Genomic DNA, 24448 nt, shown 5'->3' with positions numbered 1-24448 from the left:
AACGTTATTTTTGTGAAAACTGCTTAGAGAGCGGTTCTCACGCCTACTGTAGGATTTCGACATATCCTTCTGTGCCATGCACGCGAATTCGTTGTCCGTCTTTGATCTGTTTGGTCGCCTGATCTACACCGACCACGGCAGGTAAGCCATATTCGCGGGCGATCACGGCTCCGTGGGTCATCAGTCCACCGACTTCGGTGACCAAACCTTTTATGGAGACAAACAAGGGCGTCCAGCTAGGGTCAGTAAAGGGGGTGACTAATATATCTCCCTCTTCCAGATCTGCCTCTTCCATGTTGAGGATAACCCGTGCGCGTCCCTCTATCACTCCGGCAGAAACAGGTAGACCTGCGAGCACTACGTGAAGCGAAGCTTGCGCATCAACTGGTAGATTCTCTCGATTGTACTGACCTGAAATGATTTCACCGTCAGACGTGATCACCCGTGGCGGCGTTAGTTTTTCATAGTGTCTGTACTCATCTTTGCGTGTGTTGATGATTGAGTAATCTACTTGATGGGTGCATACAACGTCGCGCAATTCTTCAAATGTGAGATAGTAGATATCTTCTTTGTCGTGAATCACATTGGCTTGTACGAGTTGTTCAGCTTCTCTCAGTAAAGCTTTCTTATAGACGAAGTAGCGACTCACGATGCCGTATTTTGGATATTCACGATAACCGATAAAATTGCGGAGCAGGCTGATCTTTTGCTTTGTCTCCTCAGCCTTTTGTTCACCATCCGGTAATTGCTTTAATCGTTCCAACAACTCTTGTTCTTTCTTCAGCGCGTCCTGTTGCCCTTGCTCAAATTTGCGATCGCGTTCACCCGGTTCAAAGTTTCTGATGTTATTGAGAATCATCGGAACCAGTGTCGTTGGTTTTTCGCTCCAACGAGGTCTCGTAATATCGATTTCTCCGGCACACCGCATCCCATACTTGGCAAGATAAGCACAGATAGCGTCTCGGGTTTCCTGTCCACCCTCAAACTTAACCAGTTCGTCCAGAAAGCGCTCCTCTTTTACGTGCTGCAAATAATGAATGACTGCTGGATAAGGACGAATCACATCTGCAACATCCAATAACTCCAGCCCCATTTCCGACGTAATATTGTTGGGTGCAGACAGAGAGAGTGTGTCTGCTACATTTTTCTCACCCAACCACTCCATCATTTTTTCATTGATCCATGATGCAGCGTTCATACCCGTCATGATCGCGCCAAAACTTTTTGGATACGATAACTGCTGCGTCAGCTTCAGTCTGTCTTCCAGGATGAAGTCTATCAGATCCACACCTGACTTCGCCTGGATGTCATGTGTCAACGTTGCAATCAATGCTTGGCTGTCCTGAATCAACTCAGAAACGATCGCCGGATCGTTTTCGAGTTGTGCTTGATAGTTTGGCGGGGGCGTACCTTGATTGCTCTGACTGGAACCCGATTCTGTGTTCTCGCTTGGCTCTAATTTGATAAAATCTCCTCGCTCTAAAATGGTCGTTAGTGCGGCTCGTATGAGCGGATCGGATTTGCCCAAAACATTGACTAGACGCTCTCGTCCGGCAGGAGAAGCCAGATCAGGTGCGACATCGACAAACAACCGTCCTCCCGCTTGATACATGGGTCGAGCGGCGGTTAGCTGCCATAACGATAAGCCCAAGGGTTTCATGGGGTCAGTCATCATTTGTTGATGACCCACCGAGACATAGACGTGATTTTTCCCATCATTCGCTTCAGGGATCGGGTATAGAGTGGTGATGGGTCTACTCTGAACCACATAAAACATGTCATCCACCAAACACCATTCGATATCTTGTGGATGTCTGAAATGATCTTCGATCGTTCTGCCGATACGCTCCAGCTGCACGATCTGATCATTGGTTAGCACTTGTTTATGTTGCTGCTCAGGCTCTATCTCCTGTTCTTGTGTGCCGCCCTCTTTTAGCGCATATATTGCCAGTTTTTTGTTGGATATCTTCTGATCGATCACTTTGCCGTTACGCACTTTGTAGTTATCGGCATTCACCCGTCCGGAGACCAATGCCTCACCCAGTCCGAAGCTGGCATCAATGGATGCTACGTTTCGATTCCCCGTGACCGGATCGGCAGTAAATAAAATTCCTGCTGCCTGCGGAACGATCATCGTCTGAACCACCACAGCCAGATAGACGTTACGGTGGTCGAAGCCGTTTTGCAAACGGTAAATGACGGCCCTCTCGGTGAATAGCGATGCCCAGCACTTGCTGATGTGCTTTAGAATTGCGTCCTTGCCGATGATATTCAAATAGGTATCTTGCTGCCCTGCAAAAGATGCCGTCGGTAAGTCCTCGGCTGTTGCGCTGGATCGGATTGCATAGGCGGTTTCTTCTCCAAGTTTGGAGAGAAAGTGGGCGATCGCCTCACACATATCTTCAGGGATGACTATTTCTTCGATGACTCTACGAGTCTCACCACTTATTTCACGAATTTGCTCTCGGTCATCTACTGTCAGAAGCGATAACTGATCCAGTAAGTCGTGAATCGATGGTGTTTTCTGAATGATTCGTTGAAAGGCATCTGTAGAAATACAAAAGCCATCGGGTACGCGTATTCCTTCAATTTTGAAGAGTTCGCCCAGGTTTGCGCCTTTGCCCCCAACAATGGTGAGTTTTGTTTGATCAATCTCTTGAAAACCAAACACAAATGAACTCATTTACGCACCTCGTAGCGCAATTCGACCATGCCGCTCCCCATCTGCTGGACAGACATTAAGCACAGATGTGGACTCAGCACCTGACGAGGAAATAGCGGCTTACCTTTGCCAAGCGTGACCGACCCAACTTGGATGATCAGTTCGTCTAAAAGACCTGCATCATAGAACTGACCTGCGAGATCTCCTCCCCCGACAATCCAGATATTCTGATCACCTGCGGCAATTCGCATTTCAGCATGAATATCGCGCACATCGCCTTTGACAAAATGTAGATTCGCACCTTCAATCAGCGGCAGGGTGCGACTGGAGACTATCCAGGCTGGTTGGGTATAGGGCCACGGTGAGCCGACCTCGGCAGTGACCGCTTCTGCATTGTGGAGCATCCACTCATAGGTGCCAGACCCCATTGCCAGCGCACCGACATTTGCAATGAACTCTGGATAGCTAGAGTGATTTAGATCGCCAAGTGGAAATAGCCATTCCAGTGAGTCATCTTCGGTTGCAATAAATCCATCCAGACTGGTCGCTGTGAAATACTGAGTTTTCATGACCTGCACCTCCTCAAGAAGTAGTGATCCATTCCACCAGTTGCAGCACAACCCCGTTTGGATCGGTCACTTGGAAGAATCGCTCACCCCAAGGTTCCGTCTCAATCGGAGTTGTAATTGTGACTCCTTCAGATTGCAAGCGGGCATACTCGCGATCGATGTCATTCACAACAAAAACAACGAGCAAACCATCCGCCCGGTGACCCCTTAGATGGTCTGGCTTAAAGCTTTTCAGCCCAGTTTGCAGAAAGATTAAATTAAATCCTGCATCGGGTCGAGAGAGTGATGCAAAACCCTCGGCTGACATCTCTTCCGTAAAGCCAAAGTGTTGTTTGACGAACTCAGCCGACGCGGTGACATCATCAACGTTGAGTGAAATCGCTGAAGCGGTAATTTGCATAGATAATTATTTCTCCATTTCCGTTAGAAAAAAGTCACAGGCATCGTCTGGGCAGACACTAAAGCGATCGACCGTACAGGCAATGAAGTACTTCAGTTCACGCGTCTCAATTTCCAGGCGAAGGCCGACGCAATGAGCAGATGAATGAAAGCAAACACCGCCGCCAACGGTCGTGCGCCGCTGAGCAATCCCCACACATCGACAACGGGGCCAACGCTAAACCCAACAATGTTGCCGAGGATAATCGCCTGACGGGCTGTAGATGGCTCTGCGTTGCGAGCCGTCCAGTTTAGAACTGCAATTCCCAGAAAGGTACTGCCGAACACCCGAAGATAGGCAATCAATGCGGCGGGAGCATCTGCTGGAACGGCCCCAACACCTATTTTCTGTGGAGCAAATATAAATCCAAGTCCCAGGACTCCCATATAAACAGCAGTGGTACTAAGCAATAGCTTGAGTTTCATGAGCTAGTCCTCCATGCCATCGAGGTTTCAACTCTGAGATCTGGGCGCTTGGCGGAAAATTGAAGCAACGGCAAGCACAATTCAGTGCCTTCTGGTTCACAGGTTATCTGAGTGCCCCACCTTTACCCGAGGCCACTGGACGATGGGACGTCCATCAGTCCTGAACGGGTTCCCTGCTTCGTCATCCTTCCACGGTTTCGGCCAGCCGGTCGGCGAATCCTCCCACCATTCCTGCCGTCCGTATACCGTCATGTCGAGCAGCGGGTAGCTGTTGCCCATCACCTCAACGCCGCGCCTCGTCGTCCAGTAGGTCTCAAAGACTCTATTGCCTTGTCGCAAGTAGCAAACGAGATACATTGTGCCCGACCGGCGACCATCCAAGAGAGCGTCAAGCGACGTCCCCTGAACCGAGTACCACGGCATCGTCCAGCCCATGAAGTCCCGGTATCGGGCGCTCTCATTGTACGGGCCTTGGCAGAATGTGGCGTAGGTAACGTCACGGGAATGCAGGAAGGACAGCTCGCGTACCTGCGCCGTGAATAAGGCGCAACCCTCGCACTGCTGCGCCTCTGGGTGTCCGGTATGCCACATGAAGTAGTAGGCGATGAGCATTCTGCGGCCCTCAAATGCGTCCAACAGCGTCACCGTTCCGTGCTCGTGGATTAGCGGTATCTCGCCATTCACCTCGACCATTGGAAGGCGGCGGCGGGAGGCAGCGATGGCGTCGCCTTCCTTCATGTGTGCCTTCTCTCGAATTCGCAATGCGTCCACTTCGGCCTGGAAGCTGCTCCGATCGACTACTTTCGGCGTTCCAAGTTCGTCTGTCATGTTATTTTGTCCTCATGTCGCGTCACGATGCACAACAACAGATTGAGTTTTATAGCTGTATGCATTTAAGTTAGGACACAAGAGATGTGGGGCTTTGCCCCACGCAGGGGTTCCACCCCTGCACCCCGTCCTAACGTCTTGTAGGTTGGGTTGAGCCGTGCGAAACCCAACTAGATTAGGGATGTTGGGTTTCCTACGTTAACCCAACCTAGACAAGGTCATGAGCATTCTCTTACGTTGCTAGGTTAATAATATGACGCAGTTTTCAGGCAAAAGGATTGTAAAAAGTTGACTTTAATTGGGCAGAACCACATGGCAAGGATGAAAGCCCCGCTGTGCTAAATATTCAGTGGGTGTGCAGTTGGTGAGTGATCGAAAATCGTGGATCAGATGAGCCTGATCGAAATAGCCACAGGTAAACGCCAGATCTACCCAATCAATCTGCCCTTTACCAGCAATCAGATACAGAACTTGCCGCAACCGTCGGACGCGGCAAAATAGCTTCGGAGTTAGCCCCACCTGATCGCAAAAAAGCTGATTGAAATGGCGGGCACTGCACCCGATTTGATCAACTACTGCGCGAACGGTAGGAGTCGGCGATCGCCTCAACTCTCCCAAGGCAAAATCAACTACAGGATGACGATGCTTTTGTAAAACGATGGCGCGATCGGACGAGTGCATCATCATCAACAGAAATTGCTCCAGGATCAAAAAGCGGCGGTCTGGGGTGGGTGCTGCAATCAGGCGATCGCGCAGTTCAGCCGCCCGTCCCTGCCATAATTCATCCAACCCAACTCGCTGGTTATACAATTCTCTGGCAGGCAGCCCCAGGAATGAAGCACTGCCACCCGGTTTGAAATGGACACCCATCACCGATATCTTGCGGTCAATGCGAATAATGTACCCTTCGGAATGGGTGCCACAAATCATGGTGCCGTTCGTGCTGCCACACTCTGCTCGACTCTGCGGATCAAATAGTGGAATTCTGTCCTCGTGCAGGTTGAACACCAACTCCATTGAGCCGATCGGCAGCAAGCGCGACTGGAATTGTGGCAGATGTTCACCCTCCCGAAACCACAGAAATTCTACGAACTGTGAGAGGGGCGATCGCGGTCGATACGTCGTGTAATGAATCATAGCGGTTAAAGAAGCATTTTCACTACCATTGCTGAAGTAGCCCTATCCGGAGTGTTAATCACCAGAGGCTACAGAATACCAATCCTCTCGATTCAGACGATAGACAAAGCAATCATCGTCTCCAAACTGGCGACGCTCCACACATCGAAATCCCAGTCGTTCATAAAAGGGATGAACACGAGTATTGCTGACTAACGGATCAACGAGGACAGCCGTTACCAACGGGTTCGCAAAACAGCGGGTGAGGGCAAGCTGCATCATTTGGGTGCCGTAGCCTTTACCTAAATCAGTTGCCTCGCCAATCCAGATGTCAATTGCGCGAAGGTTTTCCGCTGCATCTCCCCAGTAATGGCTTTCCTCGCGTGCCGGATCGATAATTTGAATGAATCCGATCGCCCGACCGTCGATTTCTGCAATCAATTGTTCTCGCCAATCTGGGGTGCGATCGAGTTCCTCCTCCCAGTGCCAATCATCATTAGGATCAGAAGCAATCACATGGGGTTGCTCATCCCAATATTGCAGAGTTGCTAAATCAGCGAGGTTAGCCTGTCGTAAGTTCATAATGTCAACATGGGCGTTTTAGTAGATTAACGATCAGAAATTTATGAAGATGAATTTACGAAGATAATGGCTGCTCAAAAAGCATAGCGGAATCCCAACTAAGGTTATGAGAACGAACTTGAGTAAAGGAGCAATTGCAACAGGAGCAACTAAAAACTGGATAGCAATAATGATTAAAATATGGATCAAATAAACTGTATATGCATTTTCAGATAATAGTTTCCCCAACTTTCCTTGTGTATTGACTCGTTCGCGGAACAAGATGAGCAAGCCGACACATAAACCTACACAAATGGTCGCTTCCCAGGTACTCCAAACCAGCGATCGCCAGTTCCAGCCTCCACCTGCCAGCAGCCGAGTTGAAAATAATTGCCTTCCCATCAGAGCATAAACGTACCGCATAAAAGCGGCTCCCAGACCAATTCCCAACCAGATGAATCCTCGCTCGGTTGGCATTCGACGAAACCAATCATGCCGATACGCCATGATTCCGATCACGAAAAGACTTAAGTACTGAGGGAGATGAGCAATTTCTGTGGGAATGATCCACAATACTCCCTTCCAAGTATCGATCGGATATTGAATCCGAACGGCAAATGTCACAATTGCCAATGCAATGAGATATATCAAGATTGAGCGATGCTTAGGAACTTCTTTGACTTGCTGCTCTGGATTGAACATTACAGTTACTCTGCGCCATAAAACATAGCAAGCTGCGTAGAATAACAGATGCACCAGGAACCAAAGATGCCCAACTTGGATTTGTCCTTGACCTAAATAAACTTCAAAAAAGAATTGACTAAACGGTAGCTGCCTGGAGTGAGTAATGTAAAAGATTGGAGGAAATATGAATAGAGCGAAGAACACAATAGGAACACCCAATCGCCAGAAACGCTCTTGCAGGAAACGCTTTGCATGTTTGCGATCGTAAGCACCTGGCACAAAGTAGCCAGAAATCAGAAAAAACAAGCCCATGAAGAAAGCCGCATTGGTCGCAAAAAATGCCCCCAGAATATCAGCCCGTTCTGGATTGAAAATTAACCATGAGCCTCCGGTCGGTCCGTAGGGTTGTGCAGCATGATGAGCGATAACCAGAAGCGTCAAAAATATTCGCAAGTTGTCAACAAAATACAGACGAGAAGTTTGAATGTTTCTTTCAATTACATCGCCTTGCATCGCCAACATTTCCTGTATGTAGGGACATGGGGAATGGCATCAAGGTAGTGGGCTTACTACTTTGCCTGATACTCTCAAAGGTGCAGAGTTTCAGCGGGTTGCACCTGCCAGTTATTATGACGCCCATCGTAATGTTGAACTTCCTTGATAGGTCTTAATCATGGTTTCATCCCTGCTTTATTAGTGTTTAAGTGAATCAAGCCAATCGTCCGTTTTGTCAAAAAGTGGAATGAAGCGTATGGCTAATGCTTCTGATAAGTCACGGATAATTTTTGATAGGAGCGCGATCGCATTGCCATCAAGGTCACGACCAGTCCAATCAACCCAGTGAGAGTAAATAGCAGCGCAATGCCGCGATCCGTTCCCGTCCCAAACCAGTCACCCATCAGATCTACGCCTGCCCCCGTTGTCATAAACGGGATGAAAATAAATTGAGCGATCGGGCCAATCATAAACGCGGTCAGGGGGGATGCCGCTTGTTCAATGCTCTGGGCAAAGCCAAAAACACGCCCCTGTCGTTCCAAGGGAATAACAGCTTGCAGGATAGTTTGTTCTGCGGCTTCAACCACTGGAATCAGACAGAGATAAATAAACATTCCAATGGCTAACGATATAACAGAGGCTTGAATCGTAAAGCCAGTGGCAATTACCCACATGACAATGTTTGCCAGAAATAGGGTTCGTAATGGGCTTTCCCCTAAACCCCGTTTCGCAATCACTAAGCCTCCTACAATAAATCCCAGGCTTAAAATCCCCCACAAAATTCCCCACACCTGAACGGACACTAAGGACAACCCGTAGGCATCCATTAGGGACATGAAGACCCCACCCAGGAAATTGTTGAAGCAATTAAAGAAAATTAGGCCAAATAATCCGGGGACAAGTGCGATCGCCCGAATCGTGCCGCGAATGTCGATGTGATGGGTGTGATGGTCTGTATGAATAATCGTTGGTTCGGGAATAGAGATAGTTACCAAGTGCAGGATGACCGCAATCATCAAAGCAATCGCAACCACCATCACCCAATAGACACCCAGAAACCCAATAGCCAATCCGCTAAAGATAGAAGCAACCAGAAATGCCACACCATTTGCCGTGCCCACCAGACCATTGGCTTTGTCTCGCTCTGCTTCAGGAATCAGCAGGGTGACGAGGGTTGGCAGAGCAATGGTGCGGATGTTTCCGGCGATCGCTCCCATCAGCGTTAGCACAATAAAAATCCACAGGGAAATGCTGGATACATCGGTAAAAACAGCGGGTGGCGTGGAACTATAAATGATTTGAGCAAGTATGTATAAGATGAGAGAACAGATGCTAGACAGTAACATCGCCGTTTTCTTACGGTAGCGATCGACCAGCGATCCGAGAAAGAATCCGGAGAGGGCAACCGTCCCCACATACACACCCGCCATCACCGAAGTTGCCAGTACCGATTGAGTTTGTAGAAAAACCCAAAAGGTGACGGCAAACCAGACAAAGGTGTTGGTCAGCGCAGCCACCAGTGAGTTGGCTAAGATGGTATAAAATGTTTTGTTCATTGAATATTACACCAACTTAAAAATTTTAGAGGGGGTGGAGGGGGTAAAACCCCCTCTTGGGGGCTTCGCCCCCAACCCCCCATGTTGCAAAATTTGGTGTTTGCAACACTAGTAATGAAATTACCTCCGTGATGTGAATGTTTTGCCTGCGAAGCAGGCAAAACATTCACATCACGGGTAACTTTTGTGTGGAAATCTCCTCAGTACGCAAACGCCGCTCTAGAAAATAATGGGCTCTTGTTTCTGGTATATGCCTTTCACGGTTACTGGTGATACCGTACTTGTCGTCCTTGCTTCAGGGGTTGTGTTGGATCACGAATCTCAGGGTCAGGTTTCTGATTTTGCAATGGAGTCAGGATAGAGAGGTAGAAAATCATGAGTCCTCTATCTGATACAGCTTTTTTAGAGTAGCGATCGTTTCTGCTCTGCACCTCACCCAATCAGGTAAATTTGACAAATATTTTATGGCTAGAGTCCAGGGTAGTTTCGTTAGAATAAATTCTGCGTCTATAGTTTTTATCAACTATGCCCCCAACTACTATTCCCCAAGGATCGACTGCACCCCGATGGCTCCAGACCTTGCACTATACCCTGCGACCTCTGGAGTATATGGATCAAGCACGCCAACGCTATGGGGATATCTTCAATGCTCCCGTAATTGGCAACGCTCCGGTGATTTTGTTTGTCAGCAATCCCCAGGCAATCCAGACGATTTTATCTCCCGACACCCGGCAAATTGTTGCTCCCTCTAACCAATTACTGATGCCCATCGTTGGCGATCGCTCTATTTTTTGTATGGAAGGAGCACGTCATCGGCGGGAACGCAAACTCCTGATGCCACCCTTTCATCGGGAAAATTTGCCCCATTATGGAGAACTGATTTGCCACCTCACAAAAGCCGCGATGCAGCAAGTCTCGCCCGGAAACCCCTTTGCGGCACGCGAACTGATGCAAGATATCTCGTTAGATGTCATTCTTAAAGTCGTGTTTGGTATCTCTGAAGGACAGCGATTTAATACGTTGAAAGCATTGATTGTTAAGCTAACCAATGGGCTACAAAATCCTTTAATTGGCGGTGCGCTGTTTTTTCCGGCACTACAACAAGATTTCGGTTCACGCAGCCCCTGGGGGTCTTTTCTCGCCGTCAAGCAACAGATCAATCAGGCTTTACTGGAGGAAATTAGCGATCGCCGCACCCACAGCACGACCCAACGCTCTGACATTTTGAGCTTGCTGATGGCAGCACGAGACGAAGCAGGGCAACCGATGAGTGACGAAGAATTACGCGATGAACTGATGACCCTGCTGCTGGCAGGTCATGAAACCACTGCCACTGTAGTTGCCTGGGCACTATATTGGATTCATCGCGATCGCCACATCCGAGAAACATTATTGGCAGAACTGCACAGCTTGGGCACATCTCCAGACCCGATGGCGATCGCCCAATTACCTTACCTGACAGCCGTCTGTAATGAAACAATGCGAATCTATCCGGTGGCAATGCTGACGGTTCCCCGTGAAGTAAAAGAACCCATGGACTTGATGGGCTATCATCTGCAACCAGGAACGCGGCTTTATGGTTCCATCTATCTCACCCATCGTCGTCCTGATTTATATCCCGACCCCGAAACCTTTCGCCCAGAACGGTTCTTAGAACGACAATTTTCGATGCATGAATTTTTGCCCTTTGGAGGTGGCTTGCGGCGCTGTATCGGAGAAGTACTGGCACAGTTTGAAGCAAAGCTGGTGATTGGTACACTGATGCGTCATTACGTCATGGAACTCGCTGATTCCACCCCCGAATATCCCAAACGGCGCGGCGTCACCCTGGCTCCAGCCCGTGGCGTGCAAATGGTGACAACCTCAGCCTCAACCCATGTCCCTATAACTGCCAGCTGAGTGAGCAGCGCCATCATCAAACTCTGACCACCCTATCTACTCAATCTCATCCAGACTGATGGTGTCATCCCATCGGTTGTATTGACGTTGCCATCGCTCACCGTTCATTTCTGTATTCAGCAACGCCAACATGTGTTCCTGGTAGTAGCTACCATATGATTTTTTGTTGAGCAGGCAACGCCCGCTCAACAAAAAATCATTACAACAATTGACACCCAAGACCCGACCCCAGCGATCGAGGATGGCAGAAAGAAGTAGGACAGCGAATAAACTTGACAGATAAAAGCGTCAAGCGCTATATAGTTTTATGTAGATTAAGCGGTTTAACAGGACTTTATCGGCAATAATGGTGCGGCTCAGTCACACCACCCTTGCCGATAAAGTCTCATACTTGCTTTAAAAGCGCCAGGAGGAGTGATGGAACTTGCAACAACCTTGAAAAGTCAGACCATCCAAAATAAAGTTCGCAGTGTTGGTATCAATGAGAATTACTGGTATCCGGTAGCATGGTCGCACCAAATCCCAGTCGGACAAGTCATTCCGGTCACAATCTGGCAAAAATCGGTTGCCGTCTATCGCGATCAAGCTGCCCAGCTTCATGCCCTTGAAAATGCTTGCCCCCATAAAGGAATTGAGTTTCATTTAGGAGCCATAGAAGGCGATCGCGTCGTCTGTCCCTATCATGGTTGGGAATTTGATAGCAATGGAGAATGCGTCAACATTCCCTATTTTCCAGACACGCAGAAACTACCGTGTGCCAATGTTCGCAGCTACCCGATTCGCGAACAATATGGCATTGTTTGGGTGTTTCCAGGAGATCCAACTCTAGCCAGCGATCGCCCCCTTCCCGACGTACCCGAATACGCTGATCCAAACTGCTTGATTATCCCCATTACCGGACACTTTCATGCCCATTTTTCCATCTGCAACGAGAACACGATGGATGTGTTTCATGGGTATTTACACAAAAACTTGCAAGGCTGGTTTAATCCCATCTTGACCAAACTGCAAAGCTCCGAAGATGCCGTTTGCGCCGACTACAAAGTCTCCTATCAAGGTTGGCTGAGTAAATTCCTGGGGCTGGGAACAGACAATCAAGGCATTACAACCCGCACCGTTTCAGTTCATTATCAATATCCTCACTACCACAATTCCCTGGAAGGGGTATCTTCACTGTATTTGATGCGATTGCCAGTTGGACCCGATGAAACGCGATCGTTTTCGCTCCTCTGCTTGCCGCAGATTCATATGCCAAAGTGGCTTCAGAACTTGATTAAACCTGTGATGGTTCCTCTCGTCCGCCATTTCTTATTCATGCGATTTTTAGAACAAGATGTCGGCATGGTTGAAAGCGAACAACGCACCTATCGCAAGAATTTGCATCAACGGTATGTAGAAGTCAATCCAGCCATTATCGCGCTACAACGATTGATTGTGCGGCAATATGAACAGTTTATTCAAACCTCTCATCCAGTTCACCCCGAAGCAGATTTATCCCAATCTACTTCTGCCCCAGTTGATATAGCAATTCCCAATAGGTTGTGAGAGGCGCACCCTTCGGGGTGCGCCTCTCACAACCCGCCTATCTTATAACGTATGAATTTGCCCCCCAACTCCCAATTCTGGGGGAGCCGGATTACTCAAAGTCCCCCTGAGTTGGGGGATTTAGGGGGCTACTCACGTTGCCATCGCTTACTATTCATCCCTATATTCAGCAACGCCATTAAATATAGCAGTATGCAAGTTCGTTAAGTACAGAAACGGTGTTGTGGGGCGCGGAGCGCCCCACAACACCGTACTGAATCAACCTGCACAGCGCTATAAAACAACGTTTAAAGGAGACTTCAATTCTATGTGGATGACAATACTAGCTTATTTTGTTGCTGCTTTTATTCTGGGGAGCCTGGTTGAATATTGGATACATCGATTGATGCACGCGTCTGTGTTTTTGGGAGAACGTCATACCCGTCACCATCGCACGGGTGAAGGACAGGGCGTTATCCGAGAGTTTTTAGACTATATCAAAGGTAGCTTTATCGTCATGGCAATCCCCTTTGTATGGTCCTGGGAAGCGGGGTTAGCATGGAGTTTGGGTGGATTGGTCTATGCTGCTTTTTCTGCCTATGCTCACCAGCTTCAACACGACAATCCTGGTAAGTGTTTTTGGATGACTATGCCCATCCACTATGCGCACCACAAATATGGCATGTGGCATCACAATTTTGGCTTAGCTGTGGATTGGTGGGATCACGTTTTTCGTACGTATCGAGCGGTCGATTGCGCGATCGCTAGCCCACCCGAACAACCCGAACGCGGCTATCTAGAATTGCGTTGGTGGTAATGATGGCGATCGGAGACAGGGTTAAATCTTCAGACGAACAGTAAAACGAGTTTGCTGGTTGATACTTTCAACCTCAATCGTGCCATCCATCTGTTCTACCAACTTCTTCACAAGTGCCAAACCCAGCCCTGTACCTCCGTGCTGCCAGGGATCATGATTGGGAATACGATAGAACTTATCAAAGATACGAGGCATTTCTTCGGGGGCAATTTCCACGCCTGTGTTAGTAATCGCAAGTTCCAGGAATCGGCTAGGTTGGCTGGCAGTAAAATGTTGAGCAATTCTAGCCGAAACCGAAATGGTTCCCCCCGCAGGCGTGTATTTACAGGCATTGCTCAGGAGTTCGGTGATAATGCGATTGATCACCAATGGGTCAAAGCTGAGAATCGGTAAGTTGGGTGCAAGGTCGATCTGAAGGATTTGTTGCTGATTTTGGGTGCGCGATTCAAATGGCTCAATCAAATGCAGAATCAAATCCTGGAAATTCAGCGGCACAGGCTGGTTAGCATAGGTGCCCGCTTCAATATGTTGCAAACTTAAAAGATCTTCTACCAGTGCCAGTTCCCGATCGCACTCTTCTTGTAAAACTTTAAAGTAGCGTCCAACTTTATCATTGCAAACAGGCGATTTAGAGATTTGTTCGGTCAGACTGTGACCTTGTTCGATTAAATTAGTGATTAAATTAATCATCATTTTCATGCTGGCAATCGGCGATCGCAACTCATGAGAAATGGTGCTGAGAAAGTCATCTTTGAGGCGATTCAACCGTGCCAGTTCCTGAACTTGTGCCTGGGCGGCTTCATACAATTTGGCTTGACGTAGGGCGATCGCACACTGATTGGCAACCTGTTGTACTAGATGAATTTCGCTATCACTAAAACTATCATTGGTCGCTTTGAACAAGCATAGATCTCCAAGAATGCCAACCTGGTCTACCTGATCGTCAAAAATCGGGCATACCAGAATTGCAGAATAATGGTGGATTGCTGGAGGTGAAACTTGACAAAAAGCAACGCAAGACCGTTGGGTTTGAAGCTGGTTGTAAATTTCAGGGATATCTGCCATATACAACAGATGCTCTGCCGTTAGCGTTAAGCCCGATAGAGTATACTGATATCGCATCGTCGAAGAGCGGTGATCAGGGATGTATAACACCGCATCACAGCAATAAACCTGGAGGGCGATCGCCAATTCTTCGACTGCATTTTGCAGAATTTGATGTTGATCTAATGAATCTCGAACTTTGTCAGAAATTCGTTTCAGAGTAGATTCAAATTTCAGGGCTTGCTGTAACTCCAGCGTTCGCCTCTGAACTTGCTGCTCTAGGTTTGCATTCAATCGCCGCACTTCAGCCTCTGCGGCTTGTCGGTCTTGAATTTCTTGCTCTAACCGCTGATTTTGTTGAGCAAGTTGGTGTTGGTGGTGTTGAATCAAGAGTTGGTTTTTGATGCGTGCCAACACTTCCAGGGCATTAAAAGGCTTGGTGATATAATCTTGTCCACCCATTTCAAAGGCTCGGACTTTATCAGCCGCCTGATCAAGGGCACTGATAAAAATAATGGGAATGTGAGCAGTCACGTGAGAGGCTTTTAATTGCTTGCAGACTTCATAGCCATTCATCTCTGGCATATTGATGTCTAACAAAATTAGATCGGGGGGATCTTGTCGGGCACCTTGTAGCGCCATTCTCCCATTCAGTGACTTACGCACGGTGAAATGATGAGACTCCAGGATTTTTGCCAATAACCGGAGGTTATCGGGAGTATCATCGACCACTAGAACATTAATCGGGGAAGAATTTAACATAAAATTCAGTATGTTGAGTGGGGGCTTAATATATGGCAATTGAATGGTTCGTTAGAACGGGATGCAGGAGTGGAACCCCTGTGCGGAGGCACAGCCCCCGCGCCCCTGTCTTAACCAGCCCTTCGGCTTATAGAGGTATTTTTAGGAGTGAGTCACCCAACGTTTAATCCGTTTATGGTCATACATTAATTGATCGGCTTGTGTCAATAAGCAATCTAAAGATGTATCATCTGTTGCCAAACAAAACTGCACCCCAATGCTAATGGATAGTTGATAGGGTCGATGGTTCCAGGTTTCACTCACCGTATCCTCTGCTTGATTAAAGCCATCAATGCTCTTTTGCAATCGACTGTGTAAGTCATCTGTGTTATTTAAACAGGCAGGAATCAGAACCACGAATTCATCTCCTCCAAATCGAGCAATAAGATCTGAGTCACGAAACGTTTGTTTCAGGAGTTGAGCGGCATCCTTGATCAGCCGGTCACCGATTTGGTGCCCTAACGTATCGTTAACGTGCTTTAATCCATCAATATCCGCAAATACAAGACAGCAGGGGAGATGAGTCCGGCGTGCCATTTTCAAGTGTTGTTCTGCAAGTAAAAGGAAGCCGCGTCGGTTATAAAGCCCGGTTAATTCATCGGTCAACGATAACTGTCTTACTTCTGCTTCAGCGTTTAGTCGTTCTGCAATTTCTTGCTCCAGTTGTTGATTTTGCTGAATCAGTTGTTGCCGTTGCTGTTTGATGAGTAATTGATTTTTGACCCGCACCAAGACTTCTAATTCTTGAAAAGGTTTTGTAATATAGTCTTGCGCACCCATTTCAAAGGCGCACACCTTATCGGCAACAAGATCGATCGCACTAATAAAAATAATAGGAATCGTTGCCGTGTCTTCAGATGCCTTTAACTGCTGACAAACCTCAAATCCACTCATCCCCGGCATTTTAATATCTAGCAAAATCAGATCGGGTGGATCGTGGTGAATCCCCTGAATTGCCATCTTGCCATTAAGAGCTTTGCGCACCAGATAGCCTTGAGTCTCTAAAATTTTGGCTAATAGTCGCAAGTTGTCGGGGGTATCGTCCACGACCAGAATATGAATTTCAGTAGCTGGTTTTAGTAGAGTCATCTTGTTTTTCCCAGGCGATGCGTTAGTCAGGCGATCGCGTCCAGTCATAAGGTTTGATTCAAACGGTGTTCTTTGTAGGGGGCAAGATTCTCAGGAGCAGGATTCTCAGGGGCAAGAGTTTTAGCTGTGCAGTTGAAATTACAGTTGAAGTTGCAATTATGATTGCATTCATCAGGCAGACGAATGCTCGTGAATCAGCCGGATAATGTTCTCAAATTCAAATTGGTCGGCCAGTGCAATTAACTGGGTACCCAGTGGGGCAAACTCTGGCGACAATTGCATGGCAAGTTCTGCGATCGCTCGATCATTCCCACAGACGGCTGCCTTTTCTAACGCCTGTAGCCATTCGGTCGATAACGAAGCAAACAAGGTGGGGTCAAGGACGTTGGCAGTGTTCTCGGCATCGCTCGATGGGGTCATAAACGGACTTGCAGGGGACGCAATAGCGTCGGCATACAAATACTCTAATCCCAGGTATTCTCTCAGTTTTAGCAACAACATTTCTTCTCGAAAAGGCTTGCTAATATAGTCATTGCACCCGGCAGCAAGAGCCAGGTTGCGATCGCTCTGCGAGGCTTGTGCCGTCAGGGCAATAATGATGCAAGGAGAGATAGAACCCTGGGTTCCCTCAGTGTCTGATTTTCTGGCACCCTGGTTTTCTTGCTCAAAATTTCTAATCCACTTCGTTGCTTCATAGCCATCTAAACCAGGCATCCAAATATCCATCCAGGTCAGATCTGGTCGCCAGTCCTGCCAGATTTGAATAGCATCTTGCCCGTTTTCAGCTTCTCTCACATCCAGACCCAATTGAGTCAGCAACCGCACCAACACCATGCGATTTTCGCGTTGATCATCGACCACTAAGATCCGCCGATGGGGTTGACCAGGAGCTAGCCCGATGACAAAGCGATCGAGCGAGTCCGATTGAGTCGGAATATGACTGGTCGGGCAAACGGGAACCGTAAATTTGAACGTACTCCCAACATTGGGCACACTGTGGACTGAAATATCACCCTTCATCAATTCCAGCAATTTACTGCTGATGGTTAGCCCTAAGCCAGTACCACTCATAGATTTTTTGCCCGCTTCTGCCTGAACAAAGGCATCGAAGATGATCTGTTGGTCTGTTGGGGTTACACCAATGCCTGTATCTGTCACTTCAAATTGCAGCCGCAGAACCGGAGACGCTTCTGGCTCTGCATCGGCTGATTCTTGTCGGGTTGGCGGTAACGCGGATACACTAGGGCTGTTCTGCAAGGCATGAGGCTTAACGCTTACCGTGACACTGCCCCGATTGGTAAACTTGATCGCATTGCTGAGTAGATTGAGGAGAATCTGACGCAGCTTTTGTTCGTCTGCAATGATAAATTGGGGCACCTCTGGAGCGATGTCGAATTCTAGCTGGATTTGCTTGGCTTTTGCTTGCTCGGTCATCATCGTGTAGAGAGTTCGCAACAATGCCAGTAAATCAAATCCCGTTTCTTCTAATGTAAAGTGTCCCGCTTCAATTTTCGACAGATCTAATACGTCGTTAATTAAGCCCAGTAAATGTTCTCCACTGCGACGAATTGTAAGTAAATCGTCGTGTTGATTGGGCGTTAGGGATGTATCGTGAGCCATGACCTGAGTAAAGCCTAAAATCACGTTCAATGGAGTCCGCAATTCATGACTCATATTCGCTAGAAAAACGCTTTTTGCCAGGTTCGCCGCCTCGGCAGCTTCCATGGCTTGTTGCAGAGCCAGTTCTTTATATTTGCGATCGCTAATGTCGATATGACAGCCAATCATCCGCAGGGGATTGCCATCCGCATCCCATTCAATCACCTGACCCGAACACAGCACCCAGACCGTCGAGCCATCCTTGTGTCGATACCGAATTTCGTTGGAAAACGGAATGCTGCTGTGACGTTGAGTGTGGTGTGCAAAGCTATCTAGCATGATGGCTAGATCATCCGGGACAATCAGGGTTTTCCAGGTTTCCGGGCTATTGGATAATTCATCATCGGCATAGCCAAACATTTGTTTGAAACCAGGACTGAGATAGACTTGATTGCTAACTAGATTCCAATCCCAATAGCCTGCCAGGATAGTGTCTAAGATTGCTTCCAGTAGTTTTAGTTCTTGACTTATGCTCTCTACCCGTTGGCGTTCCAATTCCAGCCGTTTACTCTCGCTAATATCTCGGACAATATAAGAAAATTGAGGGCGCTGGCTCTCGGCAATGCCAATAAATGAAACCATGACCGACAACCAATAGACTTGTGTCCCCCGCACATCCTCATATTCAAACCAGATCGGTTGGTGTTGGTGTTGGCTTTGGCGATAGTGGGTTAACCAGAGCTGTAGATACTCTGACGGCACACCCAGTTCACTTGCCCACTTTCCCGTCAGTTCTGTGGCAGTAATGCCAAAAAACTCTAACGTCGCAGCATTGTGAGAAACATGGAGAATGTCGGTATCCGATAGTTCTACGACCCCTAGCATCAGTGGTGAAGATTCATAAAAGATGCGTAAAATCGTGGCTTGCTCTTTTAACGCATTTTCGGCTTGCTTGCGATCGCTAATATCACGAATCATTACCAAAACTTCATCTTGCAATAATGGCGCAACTCGCACTTCTTCATAGCGAAGTATGCCATCAATCACAATTTTTTGGTCGTAAATCTGAACGGTACCCGATTGTAGTGCTTGCTGGGCATATCTTAGTCGTTGTTGAGCCAAGTCAAACGGCAAAATGTCATATACAGTGGCATTTTTATGAAAGGAGTTTATATTGAAAATATTGAAGTTTCTGTTAGCAACGAAATCGAGATAGACTCCATTTGAATGCATCCGGATGAGCAAGTCAGGAATGGCTTGAATGATGGCTTGTTTTGTTGCTTCACTCTGACGTAACGCATCTTCTGCTTGCTGGCGTTCGGCTTCCATGCGTTTGCGATCGCTGATATCTACATTCACCCCGATCAGGCGCAGGGGTTGTCCATCGGGGGCGCGTTGCACCAGGGCATGGGCTTCAATGTAGTGAAGGGTGCCATCCGGCCAGATCACGCGAAACTCGGGTTCATAATTTTTCTCACCCGTCAGCGCTTGCTGAAGTGCCTGGTTGTTCATCACTATATCGTCGGGATGGAGTGCCGTTTCCCATGCGTCATAGGTATTGCTAAAGTCAGAAGATTGGATGCCGTAGAGTTCATACATCCGGTCATCCCACACCAGGTGATTGTTAACCATATCCCATTCCCAGATGCCCATCTTGGCAGATTGCACCGCCAGGTTGAGGCGATCGGTCAAATGTTTCAGTTGCATTTCTGCTTGTTTGCGATCGTCGATAATGGCAAAACACCCCACCAATTCGATCGGTTCGCCGTCCTGATTGCGCACCAGCCTGAGTTCATCTTGCACCCAAGAATAATAGCCCTGCTTATGGCGAAAACGATATTCGTGGGTGTAGTATCCTTGCTCAAACAGACGCGGTAAGCCAGCAAAAACCCTCGGTGCATCGTCGGGATGCAGCCGCTTTGCCCAGAAGTTTGGCTCTGTCATAAACTCAGCGGGAGTATAGCCAAACAGGGTGGTTACATTCTCACTGATGAAGTTGCAACTAAAATCGCCCTCTGGCTTGCAAGAGTAGAGCACAGAAGGGCTACTTGCCAACAGAAATTGCAGCCGTTCTCGCAACGACTGATTTTCCAGTTCTGCCTGTTTTAAGTTGGTCAGGTCATGGACGTTGAGGACAATACCAGAGATGGAGCCATCCTGTTCTACATAGGGGGCATAGGTCGCTTTGGTAAAACGCCGCTGCCCATCGGGATAGGTCAGCCATGCTTCTACAATTTGCTGAGCATCTCCAGCCAAACAGCGATCGAGAGCAGGCTTAGCCATCGTTTCAAAAAAGTCTTGCCCGAGTAAATCGCTGATCGAATATCCAATAATTTCATCAACCGATTTTTGATTCCAGGTTAAGTAGGTCTGGTTAATGACCTGGTAAATATAGTTGGAATCGACCAGGGAAACACAATCGGGAATAGCCGCAACAATCCGCTCGTAGCGGCGTAGCATCGCTTCTGCGTGCTTGCGATCGGTGATATCTTCTGCAATTCCGGCAATCCGAGTGGTATCGGCATTCGCTGTCTTTACTGTAAAGCCGCGATCATGGATCCAGCGAATGGTGCCATCGGGTCGAATAATCCGGTATTCTGCGTCGTAGGTTCCCTGAAATATATTAGCAAAATGGGCTTGTTGCACTCGATCGCGATCGCCCGGATGAATCATATCTAACCATTGCGACCCATTGCGATAGAGGTCTTCGCAAGAACATCCCCAAATTTCTTCGTAAGCAGGGCTGACATAGAGAACCTGACGGGCAACCGGATCAAACATCCAAAATACGGCTTTAATGTTTTCAGCCAGTTGACGAAACTTTTCTTCACTTTGGCGCAGTGCCACTTCACTTTGGCGCAGCGCGGTTTCGGCAGCTTTGCGATCGCCAATGTCTTTAAACGTGCCAATCATTCGTAAGGGTTGATTGTCAGCATCACGAGCAACGACCTTGCCATAGTCTGAAATCCATTGCCAAGTGCCCGATTTGGTTCGCACTCGGTAGTCACAGGCATAGGGCACTGAGCCATTTTGCAGATGTGAGTTCAATCGCCCCATCATCACAGGAAAATCATCCGGATGAACGGAGTCTTTCCAACTCTCGACAACATCTTGAAATTCACCAATCCCATAGCCCAAGATGCGCAAATATTGCGGACTCCGATCGACATTTCCGGTTGGGATATCCCAATCCCACCATCCTTCGCCGGAGGCTTCCAGGGCAAGTTGCAAACGTTCTGTACTTTCGATTAAGCTGGCTTCGACCTGTTGACGATAACGGATGGCTTGTTGTAGTTGCTGATTGCTCTGCTTTGCCCGGTGGGCATGACGTTCTGAGCGTTGCCACAGTGCTATCGCCAGAGACAATATCCAGGCACAGACCAAACCACCCCACAACACCACTGTAGGCAGGGGCGATCGCCCTTCTGCAATTAACGTTGCCGTTGGCACAACTTGCACCCGCCAGTCTGCACCATAGGCTGAGATAGTAGCAGACTTAGCCAGACTTGAGGGCAAAACAGTGCCCTGGCTATAGATCAGCCCGTGGCGATCATTGATTTGAACGGTATATCGAGGTGAGACTTTTAAAATACTGTCAAATAAAGTTTGATACCGAAAGACACCCAGGATAAAGCCATCAAAGCGATCGCCTGTTACCCCATCGGGACTTTCGATAAATAGAGGGATACAGACGATAAACCCTTTACCGCCTTGTGTCAAGGTTAGAGTCTGGCTCAAAAGGGTCTGACGCAGATTGCGTGCAACACTCAGCGCAATTTGGCGACGCGGTTCCTGGCTCAGATCGAGGTTTTGAGCAGATTCATTCCCCTGGAGTGGCATAATCCAACGGACATGAAAGGAAGGATCAACCCACTCGATCGCCTGAAACCCGTAATAGTGCTCAATATAGTCGGCTACATCTGCCTCCCAAAGCGATCGCGGAGTGCCACCACTGGCTTGCCAGCGATTTGCCAGACGGTGAAGACCCAAAACGCGGCTGGAAAGTTCTCGATTGAGGTCTAACTCAATGGCATCTGCTTCTTGCTGCACTAACTGCTGAATATGCAGTTGCTCTCGCATTAAAAATTGTTGCCATAGCCCTAAGACTGCCATTGTGAAAACAATGCCCAACAACAGGGGAATACAGTAATGCAGGCAGGTTTTTGAAAACCTTTGTACCCATCGGTATTTCTGTTGTTGTTTCACACGCAGCCCACCTCTTAGGCCAGTAACAGTTGTAAATCTTCATTAATCAGGGCTTGGACTATTGAGGGGGCGATCGCAGTCCACTGGGGGTTGATAGCTTTTCCATCGTGCCAGTCAAAGGTAACGTGGCTAAAATCTGTGTCGTCTGGTTTCCTCAAATCTGACGTGTAATGTTCGATCCAAATTAGTTTACCCGGATTGAGATGAAACTCTTGCACAATCTGGTCTACCAAGTTTTCGACGACATAGGGAATAAACCAGCCCATCTCAAACCCCATATTTGTAATCATCACAGTTTGCACTTCTTCGTGGGGTTGAAAAATGCGGAGACGGCATTGCAGTTGCCAGATTCCAAACCCTTGACCGGGCATTTGACAGTGATAGATTTGATCGATGGTTTTCATAGGGAAATCAGCAATATCGATAGAGGGTATATGTCAATAGAAGTTGGGTACCAAATGAGTTGAATTGAGCGAGTAACCTGACTTTATTAAAGCCACTGTGAAAACTTAAACGCTGGCGAGCGATCGCTTCTTCAAAGCACAGGAGGCAAAATAATGCTCTAAAGTGGATGAACTCAAACTGTAAGTGGGAGATGAATCGATTAACGGCATCTCTTGCCAGCAACTGCGGCAAAACCAGTAAACCTGATGGGGGCGGATATGACGCAGCATTGGGTTGGAACAACAAGGACACGCATTCATTTTTAAATACCTTGCTAAAAGTGAGACGATAAACTGATTCAAAAAGAGCCTGAAGTTGGTTTTCAAGTTGCTCTAAATTGAACAATAAGAGAATATTTTGAAGAAATTGTGGAGATTAAGGAGATTTTAGCTACGTTTTTTTGCAAAAACTACTAAAATCTTTACGTAATCAGATTGTTAAAGTGACCAACCCATAGCCTGAGCAATTTGATTGACCAATTCGAGGACTTGGAATGGCTTAGAAATCGTCAACACGATGCCCAACTCAGAGAACTGATGCGAATTGGGCAGGTAACTATTGGCTGTCAGTAACACCACCGGGATGGGTTGGGTGGTGGGGTCGGAACGGAGATACTTTAAAAAAGTAAATCCATCCATTTCGGGCATCATCACATCCAAAACAATGGCATCGGGGGGTTCAGTGCGTGCCTGATGCAGTGCTTCCTGTCCGGACGTTGCGACCGATACCTCCCAACCTCCCAACCGTTTTAGGCAGAGTGCCACAACTTCTCGAATGCTGGCTTCGTCATCTACAACTAAAATTCGTCGGGTGGTCATTTTACCCCACTCTACTGGTTTGATTTGAGCAACCTGGTTGATTTGAACGCTGATTTGAACATTGGTCGCAGATCTGAATGCTTGGAGGAGATGGCGATCGCTCTAAACCATCGAGTTAAGACACGTGAACCGTTGCTAAATAGCCGGATGAATTTGCGCCTCAGCCCGCATACTGAGTGAGCCAGATTTCTTAAAGTCCTTCAGCTTTAGGGATTTAAAGGATCTAGGGGATTTAGGGGACGACCCACGGTAGTAGCACTCACGATTCATTCATGTATTAGCAACACCCAGGTAACGAGTTGAACAGCGCCGCTCTACGTCACGACTTAACCCATCATTGTTCTGGTCTTGAGCGTGTAACGCTCAAGACCAGAATTCAGCAATGTCACCCTTCCAGATTAGAAACAAAATATGGAGAAATTTTGGAGAAATCTACTCAATTCTGAAAAAAATATTAAGTTTTCTATCGATCTAGCCCCAACCCAACAAGCGGCTAATTTCTTTTGAGATTTGTACGGGGTCAAACGGCTTAACAATTAACCCCACAACTCCCAATTGCTGATACTGAGCTTGTTCCAACGGTTGTACTTTGGCAGTCAAGAGAATCACCGGGATCGCTTGCGTTTGCGAGTTGGCTTGGAGGTGTTGAAAGGTTTCTACCCCATCCATCCCCGGCATTGAAATATCTAACAAAATGGCATCGGGTTGCTCAGATACAGCCGTTTCGATCGCTTCCGGCCCCGATGCAGCCGTCGTTGCTTCCCATTTGGCAAGCTTTACCAAACACGCCCGCACCACTTCACGAATCCGTTCTTCATCGTCCACAATCAAGATTCGTTTAGCTGCCATTACTCTGCCTCACTATTGAATCT

20 protein-coding genes are annotated in these 24448 nt (G+C 47.7%); 3 read left to right on the top strand and 17 right to left on the bottom strand.

The genetic code is table 11. From position 1 onward, the window contains the following. Positions 1-43: 43 nt before the first annotated feature. The 9 genes from ppsA to ACR6Z4_RS00510 all read right to left on the bottom strand — a co-directional run bounded on the left by ppsA (position 44) and on the right by ACR6Z4_RS00510 (position 9335). Positions 44-2683, bottom strand: coding sequence for a phosphoenolpyruvate synthase (ppsA, locus tag ACR6Z4_RS00550; protein ID WP_479715254.1), 2640 nt, complete (start codon positions 2681-2683; stop codon positions 44-46). Continuing rightward, the gene (locus ACR6Z4_RS00545) at positions 2680-3231 is read right to left on the bottom strand and encodes a dihydrofolate reductase family protein (protein ID WP_479715253.1); all 552 of its coding nucleotides are present in this window, start codon (positions 3229-3231) and stop codon (positions 2680-2682) included. Before ACR6Z4_RS00545 ends, ppsA begins: the two co-directional genes overlap by 4 nt. Before the next feature lie 13 nt (positions 3232-3244). Beyond that, positions 3245-3631 carry a VOC family protein gene (locus ACR6Z4_RS00540; RefSeq protein ID WP_479715252.1) on the bottom strand — a complete coding sequence of 129 codons (387 nt, stop codon included), beginning with the start codon at positions 3629-3631 and terminating at the stop codon, positions 3245-3247. A 92-nt stretch (positions 3632-3723) separates the two neighbouring features. Then, complete coding sequence (locus tag ACR6Z4_RS00535; RefSeq protein WP_479715251.1) at positions 3724-4095, bottom strand: hypothetical protein; 372 nt, start codon at positions 4093-4095, stop codon at positions 3724-3726. 96 nt (positions 4096-4191) lie between these two features. Beyond that, on the bottom strand, positions 4192-4923 hold the full coding sequence (locus ACR6Z4_RS00530; RefSeq protein ID WP_479715250.1) for a DUF899 family protein: 732 nt from the start codon (positions 4921-4923) through the stop codon (positions 4192-4194). 294 nt (positions 4924-5217) lie between these two features. Further along, positions 5218-6060, bottom strand: coding sequence for a DUF6597 domain-containing transcriptional factor (locus ACR6Z4_RS00525; RefSeq protein WP_479715249.1), 843 nt, complete (start codon positions 6058-6060; stop codon positions 5218-5220). Positions 6061-6114: 54 nt separating this feature from the next. Further along, positions 6115-6624 (bottom strand): GNAT family N-acetyltransferase, encoded by a 510-nt coding sequence (locus tag ACR6Z4_RS00520; protein WP_479715436.1) that lies wholly within the window; start codon positions 6622-6624, stop codon positions 6115-6117. A 30-nt stretch (positions 6625-6654) separates the two neighbouring features. After that, positions 6655-7797, bottom strand: coding sequence for an acyltransferase family protein (locus ACR6Z4_RS00515; RefSeq protein WP_479715248.1), 1143 nt, complete (start codon positions 7795-7797; stop codon positions 6655-6657). 242 nt (positions 7798-8039) lie between these two features. Then, positions 8040-9335, bottom strand: a complete 1296-nt coding sequence (locus ACR6Z4_RS00510; RefSeq protein ID WP_479715247.1) for an MFS transporter — start codon at positions 9333-9335, stop codon at positions 8040-8042. Positions 9336-9860: 525 nt separating this feature from the next. On the opposite strand from ACR6Z4_RS00510, the gene ACR6Z4_RS00505 reads away from it, so the two are divergent. Further along, on the top strand, positions 9861-11234 hold the full coding sequence (locus ACR6Z4_RS00505) for a cytochrome P450 (protein ID WP_479715246.1): 1374 nt from the start codon (positions 9861-9863) through the stop codon (positions 11232-11234). Between the two features lie 36 nt (positions 11235-11270). On the opposite strand, the gene ACR6Z4_RS00500 is transcribed toward ACR6Z4_RS00505, so the two are convergent. After that, positions 11271-11453 (bottom strand): hypothetical protein, encoded by a 183-nt coding sequence (locus ACR6Z4_RS00500; protein ID WP_479715245.1) that lies wholly within the window; start codon positions 11451-11453, stop codon positions 11271-11273. Positions 11454-11651: 198 nt separating this feature from the next. On the opposite strand from ACR6Z4_RS00500, the gene ACR6Z4_RS00495 reads away from it, so the two are divergent. Both ACR6Z4_RS00495 and ACR6Z4_RS00490 read left to right on the top strand, forming a co-directional pair. Beyond that, on the top strand, positions 11652-12779 hold the full coding sequence (locus ACR6Z4_RS00495) for an aromatic ring-hydroxylating dioxygenase subunit alpha (protein ID WP_479715244.1): 1128 nt from the start codon (positions 11652-11654) through the stop codon (positions 12777-12779). Positions 12780-13086: 307 nt separating this feature from the next. After that, entirely contained in the window at positions 13087-13575 is a 489-nt protein-coding gene (locus ACR6Z4_RS00490) for a sterol desaturase family protein (RefSeq protein WP_479715243.1), read from the top strand. A 21-nt stretch (positions 13576-13596) separates the two neighbouring features. Here ACR6Z4_RS00490 and ACR6Z4_RS00485 read toward each other — a convergent pair whose 3' ends face one another. The 7 genes from ACR6Z4_RS00485 to ACR6Z4_RS00455 form a co-directional block, all read right to left on the bottom strand. Continuing rightward, positions 13597-15381 carry a response regulator gene (locus ACR6Z4_RS00485; RefSeq protein ID WP_479715242.1) on the bottom strand — a complete coding sequence of 595 codons (1785 nt, stop codon included), beginning with the start codon at positions 15379-15381 and terminating at the stop codon, positions 13597-13599. Positions 15382-15522: 141 nt separating this feature from the next. After that, positions 15523-16509 carry a GGDEF domain-containing response regulator gene (locus ACR6Z4_RS00480; RefSeq protein WP_479715241.1) on the bottom strand — a complete coding sequence of 329 codons (987 nt, stop codon included), beginning with the start codon at positions 16507-16509 and terminating at the stop codon, positions 15523-15525. A gap of 171 nt (positions 16510-16680) precedes the next feature. Continuing rightward, complete coding sequence (locus ACR6Z4_RS00475) at positions 16681-22314, bottom strand: PAS domain-containing protein (RefSeq protein ID WP_479715240.1); 5634 nt, start codon at positions 22312-22314, stop codon at positions 16681-16683. A 14-nt stretch (positions 22315-22328) separates the two neighbouring features. Then, the gene (locus ACR6Z4_RS00470; RefSeq protein ID WP_479715239.1) at positions 22329-22718 is read right to left on the bottom strand and encodes a hypothetical protein; all 390 of its coding nucleotides are present in this window, start codon (positions 22716-22718) and stop codon (positions 22329-22331) included. Between the two features lie 105 nt (positions 22719-22823). Further along, entirely contained in the window at positions 22824-23018 is a 195-nt protein-coding gene (locus ACR6Z4_RS00465) for a hypothetical protein (protein ID WP_479715238.1), read from the bottom strand. Positions 23019-23195: 177 nt separating this feature from the next. After that, complete coding sequence (locus tag ACR6Z4_RS00460; protein WP_479715237.1) at positions 23196-23576, bottom strand: response regulator; 381 nt, start codon at positions 23574-23576, stop codon at positions 23196-23198. A gap of 471 nt (positions 23577-24047) precedes the next feature. Continuing rightward, positions 24048-24425, bottom strand: coding sequence for a response regulator (locus ACR6Z4_RS00455; protein WP_479715236.1), 378 nt, complete (start codon positions 24423-24425; stop codon positions 24048-24050). Positions 24426-24448: the final 23 nt, after the last annotated feature.

The organism is Calyptranema fuscum S582 (genome assembly GCF_055793305.1).
This window is presented reverse-complemented; position numbering and strand designations above follow the sequence as displayed.

What these genes read in the sequence shown, in the direction of transcription:
- ppsA (WP_479715254.1), bottom strand. Translation starts at nt 2,683, where the DNA reads ATGAGTTCATTTGTGTTTGGTTTTCAAGAGATTGATCAAACAAAACTC.
- ACR6Z4_RS00545 (WP_479715253.1), bottom strand. Translation starts at nt 3,231, where the DNA reads ATGAAAACTCAGTATTTCACAGCGACCAGTCTGGATGGATTTATTGCA.
- ACR6Z4_RS00540 (WP_479715252.1), bottom strand. Translation starts at nt 3,631, where the DNA reads ATGCAAATTACCGCTTCAGCGATTTCACTCAACGTTGATGATGTCACC.
- ACR6Z4_RS00535 (WP_479715251.1), bottom strand. Translation starts at nt 4,095, where the DNA reads ATGAAACTCAAGCTATTGCTTAGTACCACTGCTGTTTATATGGGAGTC.
- ACR6Z4_RS00530 (WP_479715250.1), bottom strand. Translation starts at nt 4,923, where the DNA reads ATGACAGACGAACTTGGAACGCCGAAAGTAGTCGATCGGAGCAGCTTC.
- ACR6Z4_RS00525 (WP_479715249.1), bottom strand. Translation starts at nt 6,060, where the DNA reads ATGATTCATTACACGACGTATCGACCGCGATCGCCCCTCTCACAGTTC.
- ACR6Z4_RS00515 (WP_479715248.1), bottom strand. Translation starts at nt 7,797, where the DNA reads ATGCAAGGCGATGTAATTGAAAGAAACATTCAAACTTCTCGTCTGTAT.
- ACR6Z4_RS00510 (WP_479715247.1), bottom strand. Translation starts at nt 9,335, where the DNA reads ATGAACAAAACATTTTATACCATCTTAGCCAACTCACTGGTGGCTGCG.
- ACR6Z4_RS00505 (WP_479715246.1), top strand. Translation starts at nt 9,861, where the DNA reads ATGCCCCCAACTACTATTCCCCAAGGATCGACTGCACCCCGATGGCTC.
- ACR6Z4_RS00495 (WP_479715244.1), top strand. Translation starts at nt 11,652, where the DNA reads ATGGAACTTGCAACAACCTTGAAAAGTCAGACCATCCAAAATAAAGTT.
- ACR6Z4_RS00490 (WP_479715243.1), top strand. Translation starts at nt 13,087, where the DNA reads ATGTGGATGACAATACTAGCTTATTTTGTTGCTGCTTTTATTCTGGGG.
- ACR6Z4_RS00485 (WP_479715242.1), bottom strand. Translation starts at nt 15,381, where the DNA reads ATGTTAAATTCTTCCCCGATTAATGTTCTAGTGGTCGATGATACTCCC.
- ACR6Z4_RS00480 (WP_479715241.1), bottom strand. Translation starts at nt 16,509, where the DNA reads ATGACTCTACTAAAACCAGCTACTGAAATTCATATTCTGGTCGTGGAC.
- ACR6Z4_RS00470 (WP_479715239.1), bottom strand. Translation starts at nt 22,718, where the DNA reads ATGAAAACCATCGATCAAATCTATCACTGTCAAATGCCCGGTCAAGGG.
- ACR6Z4_RS00465 (WP_479715238.1), bottom strand. Translation starts at nt 23,018, where the DNA reads ATGAATGCGTGTCCTTGTTGTTCCAACCCAATGCTGCGTCATATCCGC.
- ACR6Z4_RS00460 (WP_479715237.1), bottom strand. Translation starts at nt 23,576, where the DNA reads ATGACCACCCGACGAATTTTAGTTGTAGATGACGAAGCCAGCATTCGA.
- ACR6Z4_RS00455 (WP_479715236.1), bottom strand. Translation starts at nt 24,425, where the DNA reads ATGGCAGCTAAACGAATCTTGATTGTGGACGATGAAGAACGGATTCGT.